Origin of the sequence: Coprococcus eutactus (assembly GCF_001404675.1) — a bacterium.
Classification (GTDB): domain Bacteria; phylum Bacillota; class Clostridia; order Lachnospirales; family Lachnospiraceae; genus Coprococcus; species Coprococcus aceti.
Genome location: NZ_CYXU01000001.1, coordinates 838,958 through 857,896 on the forward strand (window position 1 = coordinate 838,958; position 18,939 = coordinate 857,896).

The window sequence follows — 18,939 nt, forward strand, 5'->3', positions numbered from 1 at the left end:
GAAAAAGGAAACCCTTAGAATTATAGCCTAAAAGTTTCCTCCTTGCAAAGTATTTATTGTTCTGACGTGTTATCTGCGCTATTCTCCGGTATCATTTCCGGTCCGCCATCATCCTGCTGTATGATATCAAGGTCGAAGTAGAATACCACTCCATTCTCCACATTGTAAACACCATAGTTCTTGTTGTGAGCCGCCATGGACGCCGCAACTATAGAAAGTCCAATACCGCTTCCACCATACTCTCTCGTCCTCGCCTTGTCCACCTTGTAGAACTTAATGAATACCTTATCAAGCTCATCGTCAGGAATGTTCGGTCCCTCATCATATACAAATACTCTCAAGTTGCCTGTGACGAGTCCATCCTCAGTCCTTCTCGGCTGATCATAGTCCTTATTCGCCGTCCACACTCTGACCTTGCCTCCATCGTTGCAGTAATGAAGTGCATTTGTAAAATAATTGGTGAATACCTGCTCTATCATGAACTCATCTGCATATACGTTGCACACATCATTCAGCTCATCCGCCAGCTCAACTTCCGCATGGTTCTGCTCCACCAGAATGGATGATGAATCCACTACATTCTTTATGAGTGCATCTATGTCAAATACCACAGGATGAACCCTGTCCACTCCAAATTCAAGCTCATTCAGATCAAGTAACTGTCTGACAAGCTTATTCATCTTGCCAGCTTCGTCCAGAATGACATCACAGTAAAACTCCTTGCTCTCATCATCCTCTATAACATTGTCCTTAAGGCCCTCGGCGTATCCCTGTATGAGAGCTATAGGAGTCTTGAGTTCATGGGACACATGGGACAGGAACTCCTTCCTCATCTCATCTATCTGTACCTTCTCATCAATATCCGTCTGCAGCTTAGCATTTGCCTGTTGAAGCTCTGTCAGCGTGTTTCTCAGCTGATATGACATCTCGTTCATACTGTCCGCCAGCTCACCAATCTCATCGTTGGATGCGTGATCCACCTTCACATCGAGATCAAGCTGTGCCATACGATTGGCAACCGACGCAAGATTCTTTATCGGCTTTGCAACCGCATTGCTTATAAAATAAACCATCACAAATCCAAGCAGTGCCACCACTGAGAACACCAATAAAAAGAACTTCAAAGATGTAACTATCGTTGAGTCCACACTGGAAATAGGTTTTCTGATGATGACAACAAAACCATTGTCAAGGAATCCGACAACGTCATAATAGCTGTTGCCTGTATTCCTGTCATTTGTGATCTGTATATCATATTTATCTGTCTTCTCAATCTGCTTTCTCTTTATCTTCGGATTGTCCGGATTCTTTCCACCGCTGTAATTGAAGTAGTCTGCTATAAATGACAGATTGTTATATACCGCAGCTTCCTCGTTCACCGTCGTGTACACATGCATATTCACACTGTCAAAGATAAATATCATCGCACCTGACTGATTGATCACATCATTCGCCAGCTCTTTACTGTCTATATCCTCATCCCGTCCGAACAGTTCATTGCAGGAATTGTATGTATCCAGCAGCATCTGTTCCATGCTGTGATAGAAATACTTCTTGATAAAGATCATGGTTATAGCACACGACATAACCACCATGATAAGTATGGTCGCAGCCAGAGACAACGTTATCTTGGTCCTGATCGATGTCCTTTTTGATTTCTTCATCACTCTACCTCGAATTTATAGCCCATTCCCCATATAGTCTTGATATATTCGCCCTTATCTCCCATCTTGCTTCTGAGCTTCTTGACATGCGTGTCTATGGTTCTGGCATCGCCAAAGTAATCATAGTTCCATACATTGTTGAGTATCTTCTCTCTCGACAATGCCACGCCCTTGTTCGTGATAAAATACTGAAGCAGCTCGAACTCCTTGAAGCTGAGCTCAACCGGCTTGCCATCTATCGTCACCACATGAGCCGACAGATTCATCTCAATACCTCCGGCTACAAGCTTCTCATCTGAAGCGGCATCAGTTGTTCTTCTGAGTATCGCTGCAACTCTGGCAACAAGTATCTTGGGACTGAACGGCTTCGTTATGTACTCATCTACTCCCAGATCAAAGCCCTGGAGCTCATCGCGCTCATCTGCCTTCGCGGTAAGCATGATAACCGGAACCTGTGAGAACTTTCTTATCTCCTTAAGAGTCTCCCATCCGTCCATCTTAGGCATCATGACATCAAGTATTACAAGAGATATATTCTTGTCATTCATGAATATATCCAGGGCCTGTTCACCATCTCCGGCCTCAAGAACCATATACCCCTCTCTTGTGAGGAAGTCCTTGACAAGCTTCCTCATTCTGCTCTCATCATCAACCATAAGAACCTTTATTGAATCCATATCGTACCTCCACATATAGAATAATATCCAATTTATCTCAATATAACATTGATATTTGTAAAAAATGTGAACTGAGCATATTTTTTACAGTATACCACAGCAAAAAAGCAGTGAACACACTCATGTATCCACTGCTTTTCAAAATATTCTTCTATATCTTAAATACTACTGCGCTGCCTCTGTTGTCTCAACCTCATCTGTCATGGCCTCGCTTGGATCTATAGCCTCTGTGTTGGCCTCTGTTGTGCTTCCTGCCTCACTGGTTGCAGTTGTTGCTATCTCGCCGTTCAACGTTACATTCTCCTTCTGGGCAAGTGCATATACCGCGTCATTGTATGCTGTATACTTGCTCTGGGCGTCTGAGAGAAGCTTCTGTGCCTCTGTCTGGATGTCCTTGTTCTTATCCTTGACAGCAGCCTCAACCTTCTGCATAGCCTCATACTGTGCATTCATGGCATCATAATACTGATCCTTGAGCGCCTTCACCTCGTCGGTCTTGACTTCTATAGCCTGTACGTCGTCAAGAAATGTCTTATAATTTGGAAGCAGATTGTCTGTCAAATCCTTGAGCAGAGCATCTGTATCAACAGCAGTTCCCTCAGCAAAATATGAGTTGAACTTCTTCATGATCTCCGCTTCCTCTGTATCCATCTTAGGGATATCTGTTCCAACAAACTTGATGAACTCATCCTTCACCTCTGATGCAGCCTCTGTGGTTGCCGTCGTCTCGTCTGCCTTCTTGTTTCCACATCCTGTAAATGAGAATGCAAGAACCATAGCCATCATAGTCATAAGTAATCTGCGTTTCATAATCTTTTGTCTCCTTGTTCTTCCTTGTATTTGTGTATGCCCTGCAGTCGCGTCTCCACAAGGTTATGGCAGAATTCGAATAACCTCGAATTCTGCCATCTCTTAGTATACCACCTTAAGACCACAGGTGGCAACCTGCTATTTTCTTCGTTTCTTTTTCTCCTTAGGAGGATTCTCGATCATATACTTCTCGTACATGTCCGGCCTGTGCTCCTTCGTCCTGGTGATAGACTGTTCAAGTCGCCACTCATTTATGAGCTTATGGTTGCCCGAAAGCAGTACATCCGGAACCTTCTTCCCCATGAATTCAGGAGGTCTGGTGTACTGCGGATACTCAAGCAGATTGTTATAAAATGTCTCTATCTCAGCACTGTCCTCATTGTTCAGCACACCTGGAACAAGTCTGGATACAGCATCCACGATAGCCATGGCTGGAAGTTCTCCGCCAGTCAGCACAAAATCGCCTATGGACATATAGTCATCGACTATCATCTCAAGGACCCTCTCATCTATTCCCTCGTAATGGCCACACAGAAGAACTATGTCCTCCTTCTCCGAGAGCTCCTGTGCAATACCCTGATTGAAGGTTCTTCCCTGCGGAGTCATATATATGACCCATGGTTTTCTGCCAAGCTTCTCCACCAGTGCCGTGTATGCATCATACACAGGCTGCGCCTGCATGACCATGCCTGCACCTCCCCCATATGGGTAATCATCCACATGATTGTGTTTATCCTGGGTGTAATCTCTTATATTTATAGCTTCTATATGAAGTTTTCCCGACTCTATGGCCCTTCCCGTGATACTCGTTGAAAGTCCATTCATAACCATCTCGGGGAAAAGTGTCAAAATATAAAAATTCATAGTCCGCTCCTAGTATATGTTCATCATCTCACCAAACGTCTGTATGCGATCAATCCTCGTCATCTGAATCATCTGCTTCTACCATCTCAAATGTTCTGACCTTGACCTTCTTATTCTCTGTGTCAACATCGAACACGAAATCCGGTACTACAGGTATAAGGATCTCGCTGCCATCATCCTTCTTAACGACAAATACATCATTTGCCGGAGTCTCCAGCACGTCGTCAAGGATTCCTATGTGCTCGTCATTCTGATCATATACATCAGCGTCAAGGACATCACAGATGAAGAACTCTCCATCCATGAGAGGAACTGCATCCTCCCTGTCAACAAGTATGTCATAGTTCTTAAAACGCTCTATATCATTTATGTTATCGTATTCTTTGAACTTAAGAATAACCATATTTTTCAAAAATTTGCAAGATGTACAATTAACCTCCAAAGTCTCTCTTCCATTTGACAGATAGCACTTCTTCAAGGTCTTGAAACGATCATTGTCATCCGTTGTCGGATATACCTTAACCTCACCCTTTATACCATGGCTTGAGGTTATCACTCCTACTCTGAGTCTGTCTTCTGTGTTATGTTCCATGCTCTCTCCTATATAAATATGGTAGCGCGCTTAAGCGCGCGCAGGTCATCAGGCCTACGCCTATGACATATAATATAAGGGGGAGTATAAACTCCCCCTCTTAACTCGGTAATAAAATCCTCTGTCATATGAAGATTAAGAAATACCACTTATCCTGCTTATGCAGTTCTACTTAATATCAACGACAACCTTCTTATCACCCTTTGAAGCAGCTGCCTTGACAACTGTACGGATGGATTTGGCTATTCTGCCCTGCTTGCCGATTACCTTACCCATGTCCTCTGGTGCGACAGTAAGGTCTATCTTTATTATGCCGTCTTCTTCAGTCTCGGTTACAGCTATCTGCTCAGGATGATCTACTAGGGACTTTGCAATGATTTCTACTAAATCTTTCATCTCTATACCTCCCAAATGGAACACCAGCCACGCAAAATCGACTTCGTCGATGGCTGGCGCTGCATATCAGCTTTTCATAGAAAAGCTGATACATCCGTAAAATTACTTCTCGATACCTGCCTGCTTTAATAACTTTGCAACTGACTCAGTTGGCTGTGCTCCTGTAGCTAACCACTTCTTAGCAGCCTCCTCGTCGATCTTTACTACAGATGGCTCCTGGTTAGGATCATATGTTCCGATTTCCTCGATGAATCTACCATCTCTTGGTGATCTTGAATCTGCTACGATTACTCTGTAGAAAGGATGCTTCTTATAACCCATTCTTCTTAATCTAATCTTTACTGCCATTGTTCTTGTTCCTCCTAAATATTAATTATCTTAAGCCAAAAGGCATTTTAAAACCACCGCGTCTTCTCTTTCCGCCCATCATGCCTGACATCTGCTTCATCATCTTCTTAGACTGTTCAAACTGTTTAAGGAAGCGATTCACATCTGCTATCTGGACACCTGCTCCATCTGCGATACGCTTCTTTCTGGATGGCGATATCGGATCCTGAAGTGAACGCTCTCTCGGTGTCATGGACTGAATGATTGCTTTTGGTGTTTTAGCAGCGTTCTCATCTATCTCAACATTCTTCATCTGACTTGCCATGCCTGGCATCATCGAAAGGATCTCCTGCATGCCGCCCATCTGATCAAGCTGAGCCATCTGATCAAGAAAATCGTTGAAATCAAAACTTGCTTTGCGGAACTTCTGTTCCATCTCTTTGGCCTTCTCCTCGTCGATGGCCGACTGGGCTTTCTCAATAAGTGACTCTACATCACCCATTCCGAGGATTCGGCTCGCCATACGATCCGGGTAAAATGGCTCCAGATCGGTAAGCTTCTCTCCCATACCTGAGTACAGGATTGGCTTGCCCGTTACTGCCTTGATCGACAGTGCGGCACCGCCTCTGGTATCACCATCCAGCTTTGTGAGGATGACACCATCTATACCTATCTTATCATTGAATGATGTCGCAACATTTACCGCATCCTGACCTGTCATGGAATCGACGGTGAGTATCGTGTATGCAACATCTATATTCGCCTTTATCTCTGCAAGCTCATTCATCATGTCTTCATCAACATGAAGTCGGCCTGCTGTATCGAGAAATACGAGATTGATATTGTTCTTGGCCGCATGCTGTATAGCAGCCTTCGCAATATCCAATGGCTTGTTGTTGTCTCCCATGGCAAATACGGGAACGCCAACCTTCTCACCATTCACCTGCAACTGTTTGATAGCCGCTGGTCTATATACATCACATGCCACAAGAAGTGGCTTCTTGCCTTTGTTCTTGAACTGATATGCAAGCTTTGCCGCTGTGGTGGTCTTACCTGCACCCTGAAGTCCACACATCATGATGATCGTGATCTCATTCGATGGCCTGAGCTTGATCTCTGTCATCTCAGAGCCCATGAGCTTATCCATCTCTTCCTTAACGATCTTGATGACCATGTGTCCAGGATTCAGACCCTTGAGAACTTCCTCTCCTACAGCTCTGTCACTCACCGACTTGACAAATGACTTGACAACTTTGAAGTTAACGTCGGCCTCAAGAAGTGCTCTTTTAACTTCCTTCATAGCCTCCTTGACATCATCTTCTGTAAGTACGCCCTTGCTTCTCAGCTTCTTAAATACGTTCTGCAGTTTATCTGATAAACTGTCAAATGCCATAGACATTCTCCCTTCTGATATTATCTATCATCAGAAATCTTCGAGTATCTTATCTGAATAATTCACTATATCTTCAATTCTGCCCGCAAGCCGTTCATCCGAGTTCATCGCCTTGAGCTCATCCGCACATTCCTTGATCTTCTGAACCTGTTCCTGTGCCTTCATGAACTTATGTACCAGCATAAGCTTCTCCTCATACTCCTCGAGAATCTTGTCACAGCGCCTTACCATATCATATACGCCCTGTCTGCTTATGTTGTTGAGTCTCGCTATCTCTGAGTAAGACATGTCATTGTTCACAACATCCTCGTACACGCTCTTCTGATGCTCTGTGAGCAGCTCACCATAAAAATCATATAACATAGACTGTCTGACTATCTTCTCCATAACAAACTCTCCGTAACGCACTTGCATGTAAAGTGTTTTTGCTTTACCATGGGCTATTCTAATACAGGCAGGGTGGGTTGTCAAGTGTTTTTTCTTGACAAAGTGAATTATATTTATATTTGCAGCAAATCCTCCGTCTTACAACACAAAACCCTGTATGTTTGTTATATCGCTACAGCGATAGTTTTACAAACTGTATTCAATATATCTTCTTCACATCATCCACCCGGTAAAGTCTCTTAAAATTCTCAAGATCCTTCTCCGACTGTATCACCATCACACCCACAAAGCTCCCGTCCTCTCTGCTCCTGAATCCGGCGACCTGTTCTCCGGTGCAGATAGAACATCTGATGACAGCCTCATGCTTTGCCTCATCATAGGGGAACAACTTTGCGTTCCCCTTGTGTTTTAACTTTAATTTAGAAATAAAACTTTTTCCAGTCACTATATTCCACCTCTATACATGCCATGTAAACAACCGACAAGATACATTCTGAACCATCATCTTATCATTATGCTGACATTACGCCTCGATCTGCTCCAGTATATATGGATCCTTGATCTTATTGTCCTCCGCAAAGAACAGTATCTTCGTGAGCACCTCCGAGGTCTTTGGATCATCATCCACGAATGGCAGGAATATTCTGCCCCGCCTCTGGGAGTGTACAGGAAGTACATTTATCATAGGGCCTGCCTCCTGATGCACCACTCCGCTTCCAAGGTGGACTGTATAATTGGCACGCTTGCCCTCTATCACTGCATGGTTCTTTGTAAATGTGACATTTGTCAGCTTGAAAAGTGGCATAGTGAATTCTGCTATCGCCTTTCGCATCTCAACAGTTGAGTGTGAGGTCTCAGGATCCACGCCTCCTGCATGCGCCACGGAAACAGCCATGTCCACATCCCTCATGACCTCAGAGAATATGATATCTGGGATATCCTTGATCTTGAGATCCTTTCCTGTCTTTCTATCCGAAAATACCACCCATTCAAGCGTCGGTGATTCTATATCTGCAGGTGAGAACCAGTCTGCAAGAGCGTAGATCCGCGCTACTATATTCTCCTTGTAGTACACCTTCTGAAGTCCATCCTCTATATCAGCCACCCAGTGTCTTGACTTCAGGCAGCCTAGTGTCTTCTTCGGCTGGATCTGATTGCCCGCGTATCTGAGGGAATGTTCCATGTTCATTTCCTCTTCGGTCTTCACATAGAGCTCTCTGAACACCTGCTTGAACGGCTGGACGATCTTGTTGTCAAATACATATTTCTGTATATCATGCCATTTGCCAGCCATGTACATGTGGAATGGATGTGCTACTGTGAGTCTGGTGTCGTCTGACAGCTCTATGTGCCTTACAGTCTGAGCACAATTCTCTGATGGCTGTACAATATCGCCGTCAGTAGATTTCTGCCCACCCGATGTCTGATCACATTCATCACCAATAGACGTTGCCACAAATGTATTGAATCCATCCTCAGCAGCAAATCCCAGCACAACATTCTTGCTATCATCAAGTTCATTTGCCCCTGACATAATACTGTCAGCCGCATTATCAAACTCTGCCTTCACGCCATCCGGCTCCGCCACCTTGAACACCAAAGCAGCCACTATGTCATGTATAACAGGATTCTCCAGCATGCCCCTGATCTCAGCCCAGGTGTATTCCTCCTGACTCTCCATCGCATCCTCAAGCATCGCCTTTGTACGCCTTGACTGCTCCGCCATCTGCTTCTTGGCATCCATCAGAGCCAATACATACTCATCCTTCTTGATCTTTGCCGGAACGGACTTTAACTGTTTGCCGTTCTTCTCACAGATGACAGCGCATTTGCCGCCGTTCTCCATCTCAAGCCATACGGTCACTTCTCCGACCTCATGCGGCTGAAAATATTCTGTCATGCCCTGAACCACAAGGCTTTCCATACGTAGGGTAAGTCTCGTCACGTCCTGATATCCGGCATTGATCGCCATATTGCGCATAGCTGTAGAAACTGCTGCCGCCTCGCTGGCTCTCCTCTGTGCTCCGAACTGCCTGCTCTCCTTCTTGAACTTCTGAAGGAACATGTATCTGTCCTTTATCTGCTCCTCATTCTCTATCGGCAGGATTCCCACCGCCATGAGCAGATCTTTGTTTCTCTTTGCCTCGATCTCAGCCATCAGCTCGGGCTCATCATATTTGCCAAGTGCCGCATCCGCGTATTTTCTCGCCCTGGTATGCTTTGCACCGTCCGAAATGTATTTCGCCGCCTTGTATATGAGCTGGAAACGTTTGTCACCCAACCTTTCATAGACTTCGGTAAACCACGTCCTGTCAAATGCCCCGTCGTTCAGCTCATCCACCTCAAGCGGTGTAAATCTCGCTATCATAGCCTTTCTCTTGTCATCAAATGACTCGTTCATGTGCGCCATGAAGTAATAGCATCCCGCAGTAAATCCATCCCATCCAAGATACTCTCCAACTATATCTATCCACTCCGGAGAATACATAGCTGCCTCTATAAGCCTGGCATCACTTATATCCGTACCTGTAAGATAGGCCTTCAGAGTCTCCGCACTGTCATTTGCATCAGGCACACACGCCTGAAGAAGATGCGACATACTATTCTTCTTGCTGACCTTCTGACGGTTATAGTAATAACTGGTATTGAAATACGTTGATCTCTCCAGGGTCTCCTTGCCGAGGGCTGACAGTATCCTGACAAAATACTCCGCACCGAATATTCTTGTAAGCCCGTATATATATGGAGAGAATTCTGTCTCTGTATCTCCCCTTGTGAGCTCTGCAGAAAGCACAAGCTCGGACATATCAGTGTACAACTTCTTAGCTATATCCAGCCTTTTCTCGTCCGTCTCCGAGAACTCTCCTTCCGGACTGTGAAGAAGTATCTGCCTCACACTCCTCAGCCTTTCACGCTCCGTATATCCCCACTCATAGCCTCTGGTCTGCACCTTCCTGTTGCGCTCCGTTATAAAACGCATCACGTCAGATACACATTTGAGGCTCCTATCCAAGGAATTCCCCTCAAATGCCATCTTGTACATATAATCCCTGGATATAATACCACGGCTGTATGCGGCAATATAGTTCAGGAGACCAGGAACCGGCATGACACTTCCTGTGTGTACCCAGTAATATGAATTTCTATCATTTACAACGTCTGAAGGTATATTAAAGTTATGACACTTTGCAAGGGCATAGTTGTATGGAAACAAATGCCTGAAATTCTCTTCATTCTGCCTTGCCTCGTCAGAATCCTCTTTTACATCTAATATATCGCTGTCACCATCGATCGCAAGCCACCTTGTTATTATCATGATCTGCTCATTTGTGAGCACACTTCTGTGATATACCTTTGAATCATCACCAGATATACTGCTGCCACCTTTATTCCCGCCAAATGTATATATGAGCTCATCACTTCTTCCAAGCAGATAGTCTGCTGCCACAACGGCAAGTCTCATCTTGTCACTATCCATCACATATCTTCTATACAGGAATCCAATTACAGCTCTGACAATGGCAAGATATCCGAATGCCGGACATTCTTCTATATATATATTTCCAAACATATCCAACATAAAGCTCTCGCAGTACTTTTTGAAATCCTGTTTGTCACTGTTGTAGCCATTCAGATACACATAGAGCTGCATGCACATATACGGAGTCTGAATATTTTTCTCGTAGAAATCTACCCACAATTCCTCACATACCACCTTGTCACGGCTCACATATATGTTCCCACCTGACTCACCAAGCAAGCCGATCTCTCCGTCGGCCATCTCATACTCATCATTTTTGTGCTCATCCACAAATGCATCAAATTTTCTTAATATATTTATAACTTCTGAATCAGATGTCGTGTCTTTCTTTTTAGGCACAATCTTTGATTTGAGTTTTGCAAATGCACCATCGCTCTTGGCAGTCTTGCACAGATTATCATTTGCAATCCCGCTTTCAGGGAAATACTTTTTGTACAGCTCAAGGCACTCAGCCAGATAACTCTTGTCAAATATCGGCTCATAGTACGTATTTACATCATAAAGTCCATATCCCTCATCTGCACCAGCCCGGTCTGTGCCAACATTTTTAATCTCACGTATAAGAATCTGCTCCTTAGTTGTAACACTGGATCTTCCATTCGCAGACTCCCTCTGCATAGCGTCTATATGACCAACACAATCTGCAAAAAGTTTCTGCCTGTTCTCATCATTTTTGAGCTGGAGCAGCAGATCAAGTCCCGCTGTTCTCTTCTCCTCCTTGGAATCTGTGAGAAGTCTTCCGATGAGATCGTACATGTCATCACCGTCAAGCTTATAAAGTATAGACAGTACAGTCTCCCTTATGTCTGACTTCTTGTACTTGAGCATATTCTCAAGCTGTACATAATTCTCCGGCGAAAGTTTCATATCCTTAACGATCATCGCCGCCTTGTTTCTGGTATATGTCTCCTTGTCGGCAACCGCATCCACCAGTATGGCACGCTGTCTGTCATTTGCCGGCTGCCTTACAAGCAGAAGCAGAAGCGCATCTCTGCTGTACCTTGCGGAATCTATCTCAGGAACCATCTCCGCTATGTAAGTGATCTTGTCCTCATCCCTGAGAGCACTTGCACAGACCGCAAGTCTCATGATGATTGCGGATCTGTCCAGATATTCGGCATTCCATGGAAATACACACGGATCAAACTCAAGCCTCTTCTTTGGCATGCGCTCAAGTATGCCCATGAGGATATCGTACATCTCCTGACATTCTTTCCTGCTGTCAAAATATTTGTCCACCTCGGCAAATGTCATTTTCTTAAGTTCATTGTTGTACGATCTGCCGTCTTTATATATGAGACTATTCATATAAGGCTGGTAATCCGACATAAAGCTTGGCATGATGACCGCCATGGTGTCCATCTCGTCTGGGAATCTCTTGATAAATTCCTTTGCAACGCTGTGTGTGTACACCTTTCCCAGACTCATTGCCCTGATATATGTGCCAAATACCAGTCTTTGGTGTCTGCTGCCATCAAGCGCCAGCTTGTTCATCACATGGCATGCCTCGTCCACATCAAAGAAACCATAGCTCCACAGCGCAAGATAGATCTGCATGGCATCCTCGCCGGATAAAGCTTCACGCCTTGCATTTTCATCATTCAGATATGTATCTATAAGAAGCAGCTGTTTCTTCTGTATACGGTCAAGCTTGCTCTCCTCGTCAGCCACAAGTCCCGTCCAGGTGGCTACAGCCCTCATGACAGATGAGAATCTCAGAAGATCATTCTCCTTTATCACATGGAACAGGGTCATAAATGCACCTGCCGTTCCATAATCCATGTTCTCACAGATCGCCTGCCTGAGTCCCTCCTGAAGCTTTGCCGCAACGAGCAGCTTGCCTACAGCCTCATGGAGTCTTGTGTTGGAACTCATATATATTCCCCTGAGGATATTTGTCGTGAGCCTTGCCTGCGCACTCTCACCGAACATGATGTCCATGAGCACTTCCTCAAGTTCTGCATTCCCCCTGTCGAGCTCCGCCTGTATCCAATATTCAGATACTATTCTATACCCATTGCTGTTGCCATCCCTGTAATAGCACAATATATCCTGCGGTAATTTCTCCTTGTAGAGAGATACTATGTCACATCCGTATATCCCCATGGAGTGATATTCATTCATGATCCTGAAATATCTGTCAAGAAATGCCCCATACCTCTTCGTACGCATGGTTCTTCTGTAATAATACTGGCTTGTCTGCCACTTGATTATGCTGTCTATAGAAGTGTAGAAATCTTCCATCAGATGATCTGGCACCCACCCCGGCAAATGCTTCAGCTCGTTCCTGAAGAATTCCGAAGGAACATTCTTTTCATTCTCAAGAAATGTCTCAAGTCTCTTGCCGATCGTTGACTCTTTTACATCTCCATAGTAATTATCCATCTCCTTAAGAAGCTTCTGCGCATCCGCACTGTAGCTCTTTCTGAGCTTCGTGGAATTCTCGTCAAATGCCTCTCTCACTTCATCTGCGATCTTCTTCTGCTCCTCAAGCTCAAACCTTGTCTTCTTGTCCACCGCCATTGTAACCCCTTTCTTTATGTTCTACCACATTCTGCCCGCCAGCATTGTGAGGCGGATAAATGTGATCTCATCCCCTTCGTTAAACTTCTCTTCCCTGTCCAGCTCCGTTAATTCATCCATACCGCGGAACACTCTGAACAGCCCATCCTCAAATCCTTGAATGGCTGTCTTCACTGCTTCATCCACATCCGGTTTCTTCTCCCCATAGACGATCCCGAACGCTATCTTTCCTATTCTTCCCATATCATCGATCTGTTCATCTGTCAGCACTGCATCGCCGCGATCCATGCGGGATATGTACTGTGCCACGCAGATCTTTACTGTCTCTGTTATGAGTTCCCGCAGCGTGCTCGGTGCTGTGTCATATTCAAATGGGACCTTGTGCACTGTGTTCTTCCGCTTGCCAAGCTGTTTTATGTTCATGTATAAAGTCATGTGATTCCCCCGAAAGTTATTATTTTTGTACATTTATCTCATTCTGCTTGAGCATTATAAGATTGCTCTATGATTTCCATAACCGTGTCGAGCTCATCATTATGTTCCATGAACAACTCAACATCTCCATTTCCCCATCTTCCCAGTCCAGTAACATCCTTGCAGATTCCTTCTGGATCTACTATATCTGAGAATTTCATATTTATACTTATACGAAGTCGTTGTTTCTGAAATACAATGTCTACAAAATTTGTATCAAGTTTATACGCTACATACAATTTCTTATACTCTCTTTTTACCGCTGGAGAAAGATTCATTATTCTTTTATCTAAAGCTGTAAACAATATCTTAGTGAATGCATTTGTATCGTATGTATCTAAACTATATTTCTGAGGAACTTTTTCCTCTATCTTATATGGGGCGAGCTCATGATCATTCATTGAAGGATACGGCCATATCTTCTCCGCTTTTTCAGCCAACAACCTTGCCCTTTCCTGGATATGAGATTCGTTCCATTCAGTTAACCCTAAAATATATTTATTTAATCTAAGTGCGCTTTCTTTAAAACCACCCTCCATATTCATTTTTTCTATGAACGATTTATCACTCATTTCTGAATTGTAAGCAGTTAATGTTAAGTTTCCAATTGTGTGAAGATATCTTTTTTGAATACTCTCCCAATTATCTCCTAAATCACGCTGCCACTCTGTAGAAAGTTTCCTATTCTGTGGCATAATATGCTCTATAGTATAGTTCTCAATAACAATCGGTGCCTTATTGTCATAATTCTCAAGTCTGGTTAGAATATAGTTTCTAACACGCATATTATATATATCTCTACTAACAAACGCAGCTCCAAACTTGCCATCATCTGGAAATTCTTTATATGTGTCCTGCAAAATAAAATGAGCCTTGACGGAATTAAGATAATCATCCTGTCTAATGAAATTTTTGAATGTTGCAAAAGTCTTATTCATAGAATTTGTTGGTATGTCACAAATTCCTCTTCTAAGAACATAACTTATACACAGTCTCAAAATTTCTTTAAGTTCATCTTTTGATATAACTTTTTCACAACAATCATGATGTAATTTTAATAAGAATGGATAAGATACTTCCATCCTCAAATCAACAATATCTCCATATAGCTTTCTTAACTCTACGTCATCGTTTCTCTTAAATACTATATCTGTATAATATTTCGCATAATCCAACAAATCATGACACAATTCTGAAATAGTACCAAATTCGCAATTTAAGTGATATAATTTAAACTCTTCATACACTCTCCCTTGTTTCGGTATACGGGTTATCTTCATCGTTAAATAATGTCTGAAAAAAGCATCCATGACAGTCTCTTGTGTATCATATATAAACAAATTCTCCATAGGTCTCCACAAATGTTCATATACATATGTCTGTTCTGAAGGTTCTAACCCCATAAGAACATAATTTCGTATAAGATCAGATTCTGACAATTCTTTTCCTGTAGAGTTTAGACTTTCAAATATTGCCTGAGCATCATCAATTGCACGATCCAATGTAATATTCACAATCTGCAATTTACCAATAGAGTCCCATATTTCATCAAGCATTAGAATTTTTTCCGAAACCTTGTCCTTAAAATACATATAGTTATCTAATATACGTGATTTAACATTTGAATTAATTGGCTTATTTTCTACAAGACTGATTAATATTTCTCTATCATTTTCTGTAAGCAGTAACTTGTATTGATCTATGCCACTCTCATATTCATTTTTTAAAAGCATACCATCAATACGTTTCGCATTTATTGAATTATCATCTGGATGCATCAGAACATAATTTCTAAGCGCTATAAGCAACAAAGTTAATGTCGTCATACGCTGTTGTCCATCTATAATCATATATTTTTGAACGCCTGTTGGCATTGCCTGTTCAGCAATATTAACTATTGAACCAACAAAATGTCCAGGCTTGCCATTTTTCTGCATATTTACAATATCATCCCATAATCTTTTACACTGCTCTTCTCCCCAGCTATAATATCTCTGATATACAGGTATTATAAATTGCTTATTGCCATTCAAAATTTCAAAAATATTACCCTTTCGTGCATCCATTAACAATCCCCTCCTAACTATTTTTACTTATTGTGTACATTGTTTTCCCCTCAGCAACATTAGCAAGTTTTGCCTCTTCACTATATCTAAAAGTACTGTCATGCTTTTCCATATAAGGCGCATCGCTATTATCCGTCCACAGCTCGCACTGACTTATTACTGTATTTATGGCAAAATCATAATCCTCTGGTGGGTAATCATGTTTCTTAAGCAGTCTCTTAACCATCTTTCGCATAGTTGCCCTTGCAGTTTCCTTCTTCTGCCAGTCTATGGTTCTATTCTTTCTGAGCATTTCCGTCAGTTCCTTGGTAAGCGCAATCAATTCATCATTTTTATAAAAATCTTTTATATGTTCCGGCTTTGTCAGCGCATCATAGAATGCCAATTCCTCCTGGGAAAGTCCAAGCTTCTGTCCATTCTTATACAGATTTGCAATCTCTTCAGCAGTCTCAAGAAGCTCTTTTATTACTTCCTCATTTGTTATAAGTCCGTTGTAATACGAATTCATAAGCTGCGCTATCTTCTCTGAAAACTTCTGCGACTGAACAACATTTGTTCTTTTGTATAAAGATACCTGCTCTGCCATGAGTTTTTTCAATATTTCCACAGCAATGTTCTTTTCTTTCATTTTGGATATTTCATCCAATACAGCCGGATCAAATAAGCTGAAGTTCTCTCCACCAGTCTTGCTACTGTCAAACAGATTGATTACACCCTCACTTTGAACTGCTGCCTTGAGCAGATCATTTATCTGGTTGTTTATCTCCTTAAGTGATAGTGTCTTTCCATCTGCACCGCCATATGTAATCTTTATAACTGTTGAACGAACCGCCTCCATATAGGCTGCCTCATGGCGTTCTTTCTCAGTAGTCATACTTGAACAGAGAGACTGGGACTGTCTTAACAGCATAGCCTCCTTCAAGAACAAATCCTTTCTGTCAGGTACCCTCGCATCAAGGACAAAATTCACTCCCTTGGTTATAAGTTTTGCCATAACAAGCGGCGAGCCATCTATAAATCCACTGAAATCAAATCCATGTAGCAGATCCTTGCACACCTGTAGTTTTTCCTGGAACTTAGGATATGCCACTTTAGCAATATTCATATCCCCATATGTGTTTTTATCCCTCTCAGTATATTCCTTCATGGCAGCCTTAAGCGCAGAAGCTATACCTACATAGTCAACAATAAGACCACCTTCTTTGTCCTTAAACACACGATTAACACGCGCTATCGCTTGCATAAGATTATACCCATGCATAGGCTTATATACATACATAGTCGCAAGTGACGGAACATCAAACCCTGTCAGCCACATATCCACTACTATTGCAATCTTCATTGGATCGTCATTATCTTTGAATTTTCTTGCAAGTTCTTCCTTATGTGCCTTGGTACCAATTATCTCCTTCCAATCCTCTGGATCATTGTTGCCACCAGTCATTACTACTCCAACCTTCTCTTTCCAATCAGGTCGTATCTCAAGAATTCTTCTGTATATCTTCATGGCTATTGTACGAGAATAGGCAACTATCATAGCCTTACCTGTAAGCAGATTAGCCCTGTACTTCTCGTAATGTTCCACAATATCATCGCATAATGACGCAATAGTTGAATCAGCGCCGAGGACACTCTCCATTTGTCCCAGCATCTTCTTGCTCTTCTCTATCGTTGCTTTATCGGATTGCTGCTCAAGAATATCATAAGTCGAATCAATAAGTGCAAGCGTATTCTCATCAAGTTTCAGATGAACAACTCTGCTCTCATAATACACAGGTCTGGTCGCCCCATCTTCAACCGCCTGCGTCATATCATAAATATCTATATAATCGCCAAATACCTCCCTGGTATTTCTATCTTTCGCTGATATTGGAGTTCCGGTAAATCCTATAAACGTAGCGTTCGGCAGGGCATCATGTATGACTCTTGCATTTCCTACAACAGTATGTGCCTCTTTCTCTCCTGCCTGATTCTCGGATACTACAATCTTCTCCTCAAATCCATACTGACCACGATGGGCCTCATCCGCCATAACCACAATGTTTCTGCGTTCTGAAAGAGGTTTCTCACCTCGCTCAAACTTGAACATAGTTGTGAAAATAATACCATTTGCACTTCTGCCATCAAGGAGTGACTTAAGATGTTCCTTACTCTCCGCCTGAACAGGAGTCTGTCTGAGGAAATCTGCACACTGAGAAAACTGTGCATAGAGCTGATCGTCCAGATCAATACGATCTGTCATTACGACTATGGTAGGGCTATCAAGTGCCTCCTGCAGCAAATGCGCATAAAATACCATAGAGAGTGACTTACCTGAACCCTGTGTATGCCAGAACACACCACCTTTTCCGTCCGTTCTTGTTGCAATCTTTGCCCTCTCTATAGCTTTTCTAACTGCGAAATACTGATGATATCCCGCAAGCACCTTAAATCTACCAGTACCCGTTCCTGAAAAAAGTATAAAGTTCTTCAGTATATCAAGCAGTCTTTTCTTCTGAAACATTCCCTCATAGAATGTCTCAAATTCCGCAAACCCGCTCTCTTCCTTACTTCCATCCTTGCATTTCCAATCCATAAATCTATCAAGCCCGGATGTTATAGTTCCCGCTTTATTCGATGAAAGATCACTGATTACACATATTGCATTGTAATAAAACAGAGATGGTATGTCCTTGATGTAATTACGAATCTGCTTATATGCATTCTCTACTCCTACCTCATCCTTAGAAGGACTCTTAAGCTCCATCAACACAAGTGGCATGCCATTTATAAACAGAATAATATCCGGCCGCCTGTTATTGCCATTCTCAACAAATGTATACTGATTTACCACATAGAACGTATTGTTGTCTATCTTCTCATAGTCAACCAATTTCACTATAGTTGCCTGTTCCTCGCCATTCACAAAGAACTTCACTGTAATTCCATTCTGCAGATAGTCCATAAATGTCATATTTTTCTGCAACAAGCTTCCAGTATCAAATGTCCTAAGCTTATTAATAGCTTCTTCTATGGCATCTACAGGCAATCCCCGATTGACACGCACCAAACTATCCCTAAGTACCGAATCCATCAACGGGCTGGTGTAATCCCTGTCAAAATCCGGCGCATAGATATGGTCATATCCCATATTCTCGAACAGCTCTATTATCGCTTGTTCATATGTATCTTCTGTAAATAAACCCGGCATTTATTCCCCTCCCCTTTGTGTTGTGTTTTGTAGAG

14 protein-coding genes are annotated in these 18,939 nt (G+C 42.7%); all 14 read right to left on the reverse strand.

What is annotated here, in order from left to right; translation table 11 throughout:
- Positions 1-53: 53 nt before the first annotated feature.
- The 14 genes from ARA78_RS03680 to ARA78_RS03745 all read right to left on the reverse strand — a co-directional run bounded on the left by ARA78_RS03680 (position 54) and on the right by ARA78_RS03745 (position 18,904).
- Positions 54-1,664 (reverse strand): sensor histidine kinase, encoded by a 1,611-nt coding sequence (locus ARA78_RS03680; RefSeq protein ID WP_055279996.1) that lies wholly within the window; start codon positions 1,662-1,664, stop codon positions 54-56.
- Positions 1,664-2,341 carry a response regulator transcription factor gene (locus ARA78_RS03685; RefSeq protein ID WP_022216567.1) on the reverse strand — a complete coding sequence of 226 codons (678 nt, stop codon included), beginning with the start codon at positions 2,339-2,341 and terminating at the stop codon, positions 1,664-1,666. The genes ARA78_RS03680 and ARA78_RS03685 overlap by 1 nt, the downstream gene beginning before the upstream one ends.
- 165 nt (positions 2,342-2,506) lie before the next feature.
- Positions 2,507-3,151: a hypothetical protein gene (locus tag ARA78_RS03690; RefSeq protein ID WP_022216568.1), complete on the reverse strand. Its 645-nt coding sequence runs from the start codon at positions 3,149-3,151 to the stop codon at positions 2,507-2,509.
- A gap of 138 nt (positions 3,152-3,289) precedes the next feature.
- The gene (trmD, locus tag ARA78_RS03695) at positions 3,290-4,015 is read right to left on the reverse strand and encodes a tRNA (guanosine(37)-N1)-methyltransferase TrmD (protein ID WP_015534852.1); all 726 of its coding nucleotides are present in this window, start codon (positions 4,013-4,015) and stop codon (positions 3,290-3,292) included.
- A gap of 49 nt (positions 4,016-4,064) precedes the next feature.
- A complete protein-coding gene (gene rimM / locus ARA78_RS03700; protein ID WP_015534851.1) occupies positions 4,065-4,607 on the reverse strand; it encodes a ribosome maturation factor RimM in 543 nt (180 codons plus the stop codon).
- A 168-nt stretch (positions 4,608-4,775) separates the two neighbouring features.
- Positions 4,776-5,003: a KH domain-containing protein gene (locus ARA78_RS03705; protein ID WP_004851223.1), complete on the reverse strand. Its 228-nt coding sequence runs from the start codon at positions 5,001-5,003 to the stop codon at positions 4,776-4,778.
- A 102-nt stretch (positions 5,004-5,105) separates the two neighbouring features.
- Complete coding sequence (gene rpsP, locus ARA78_RS03710; RefSeq protein WP_004851225.1) at positions 5,106-5,351, reverse strand: 30S ribosomal protein S16; 246 nt, start codon at positions 5,349-5,351, stop codon at positions 5,106-5,108.
- A 25-nt stretch (positions 5,352-5,376) separates the two neighbouring features.
- The gene (gene ffh, locus ARA78_RS03715; RefSeq protein WP_055279997.1) at positions 5,377-6,723 is read right to left on the reverse strand and encodes a signal recognition particle protein; all 1,347 of its coding nucleotides are present in this window, start codon (positions 6,721-6,723) and stop codon (positions 5,377-5,379) included.
- Between the two features lie 30 nt (positions 6,724-6,753).
- Positions 6,754-7,110, reverse strand: coding sequence for a YlxM family DNA-binding protein (gene ylxM / locus ARA78_RS03720; RefSeq protein ID WP_022059475.1), 357 nt, complete (start codon positions 7,108-7,110; stop codon positions 6,754-6,756).
- Between the two features lie 199 nt (positions 7,111-7,309).
- Positions 7,310-7,498, reverse strand: coding sequence for a hypothetical protein (locus tag ARA78_RS03725; protein ID WP_055144626.1), 189 nt, complete (start codon positions 7,496-7,498; stop codon positions 7,310-7,312).
- Between the two features lie 135 nt (positions 7,499-7,633).
- The gene (locus ARA78_RS03730; protein ID WP_055279998.1) at positions 7,634-13,174 is read right to left on the reverse strand and encodes a DUF4132 domain-containing protein; all 5,541 of its coding nucleotides are present in this window, start codon (positions 13,172-13,174) and stop codon (positions 7,634-7,636) included.
- Positions 13,175-13,195: 21 nt separating this feature from the next.
- Positions 13,196-13,597: a hypothetical protein gene (locus ARA78_RS03735; RefSeq protein ID WP_156329363.1), complete on the reverse strand. Its 402-nt coding sequence runs from the start codon at positions 13,595-13,597 to the stop codon at positions 13,196-13,198.
- Positions 13,598-13,647: 50 nt separating this feature from the next.
- Positions 13,648-15,714, reverse strand: a complete 2,067-nt coding sequence (locus tag ARA78_RS03740) for a DUF262 and DUF1524 domain-containing protein (RefSeq protein WP_055279999.1) — start codon at positions 15,712-15,714, stop codon at positions 13,648-13,650.
- Between the two features lie 13 nt (positions 15,715-15,727).
- A complete protein-coding gene (locus tag ARA78_RS03745) occupies positions 15,728-18,904 on the reverse strand; it encodes a type I restriction endonuclease subunit R (RefSeq protein ID WP_055280000.1) in 3,177 nt (1,058 codons plus the stop codon).
- Between the last annotated feature and the right edge of the window lie 35 nt (positions 18,905-18,939).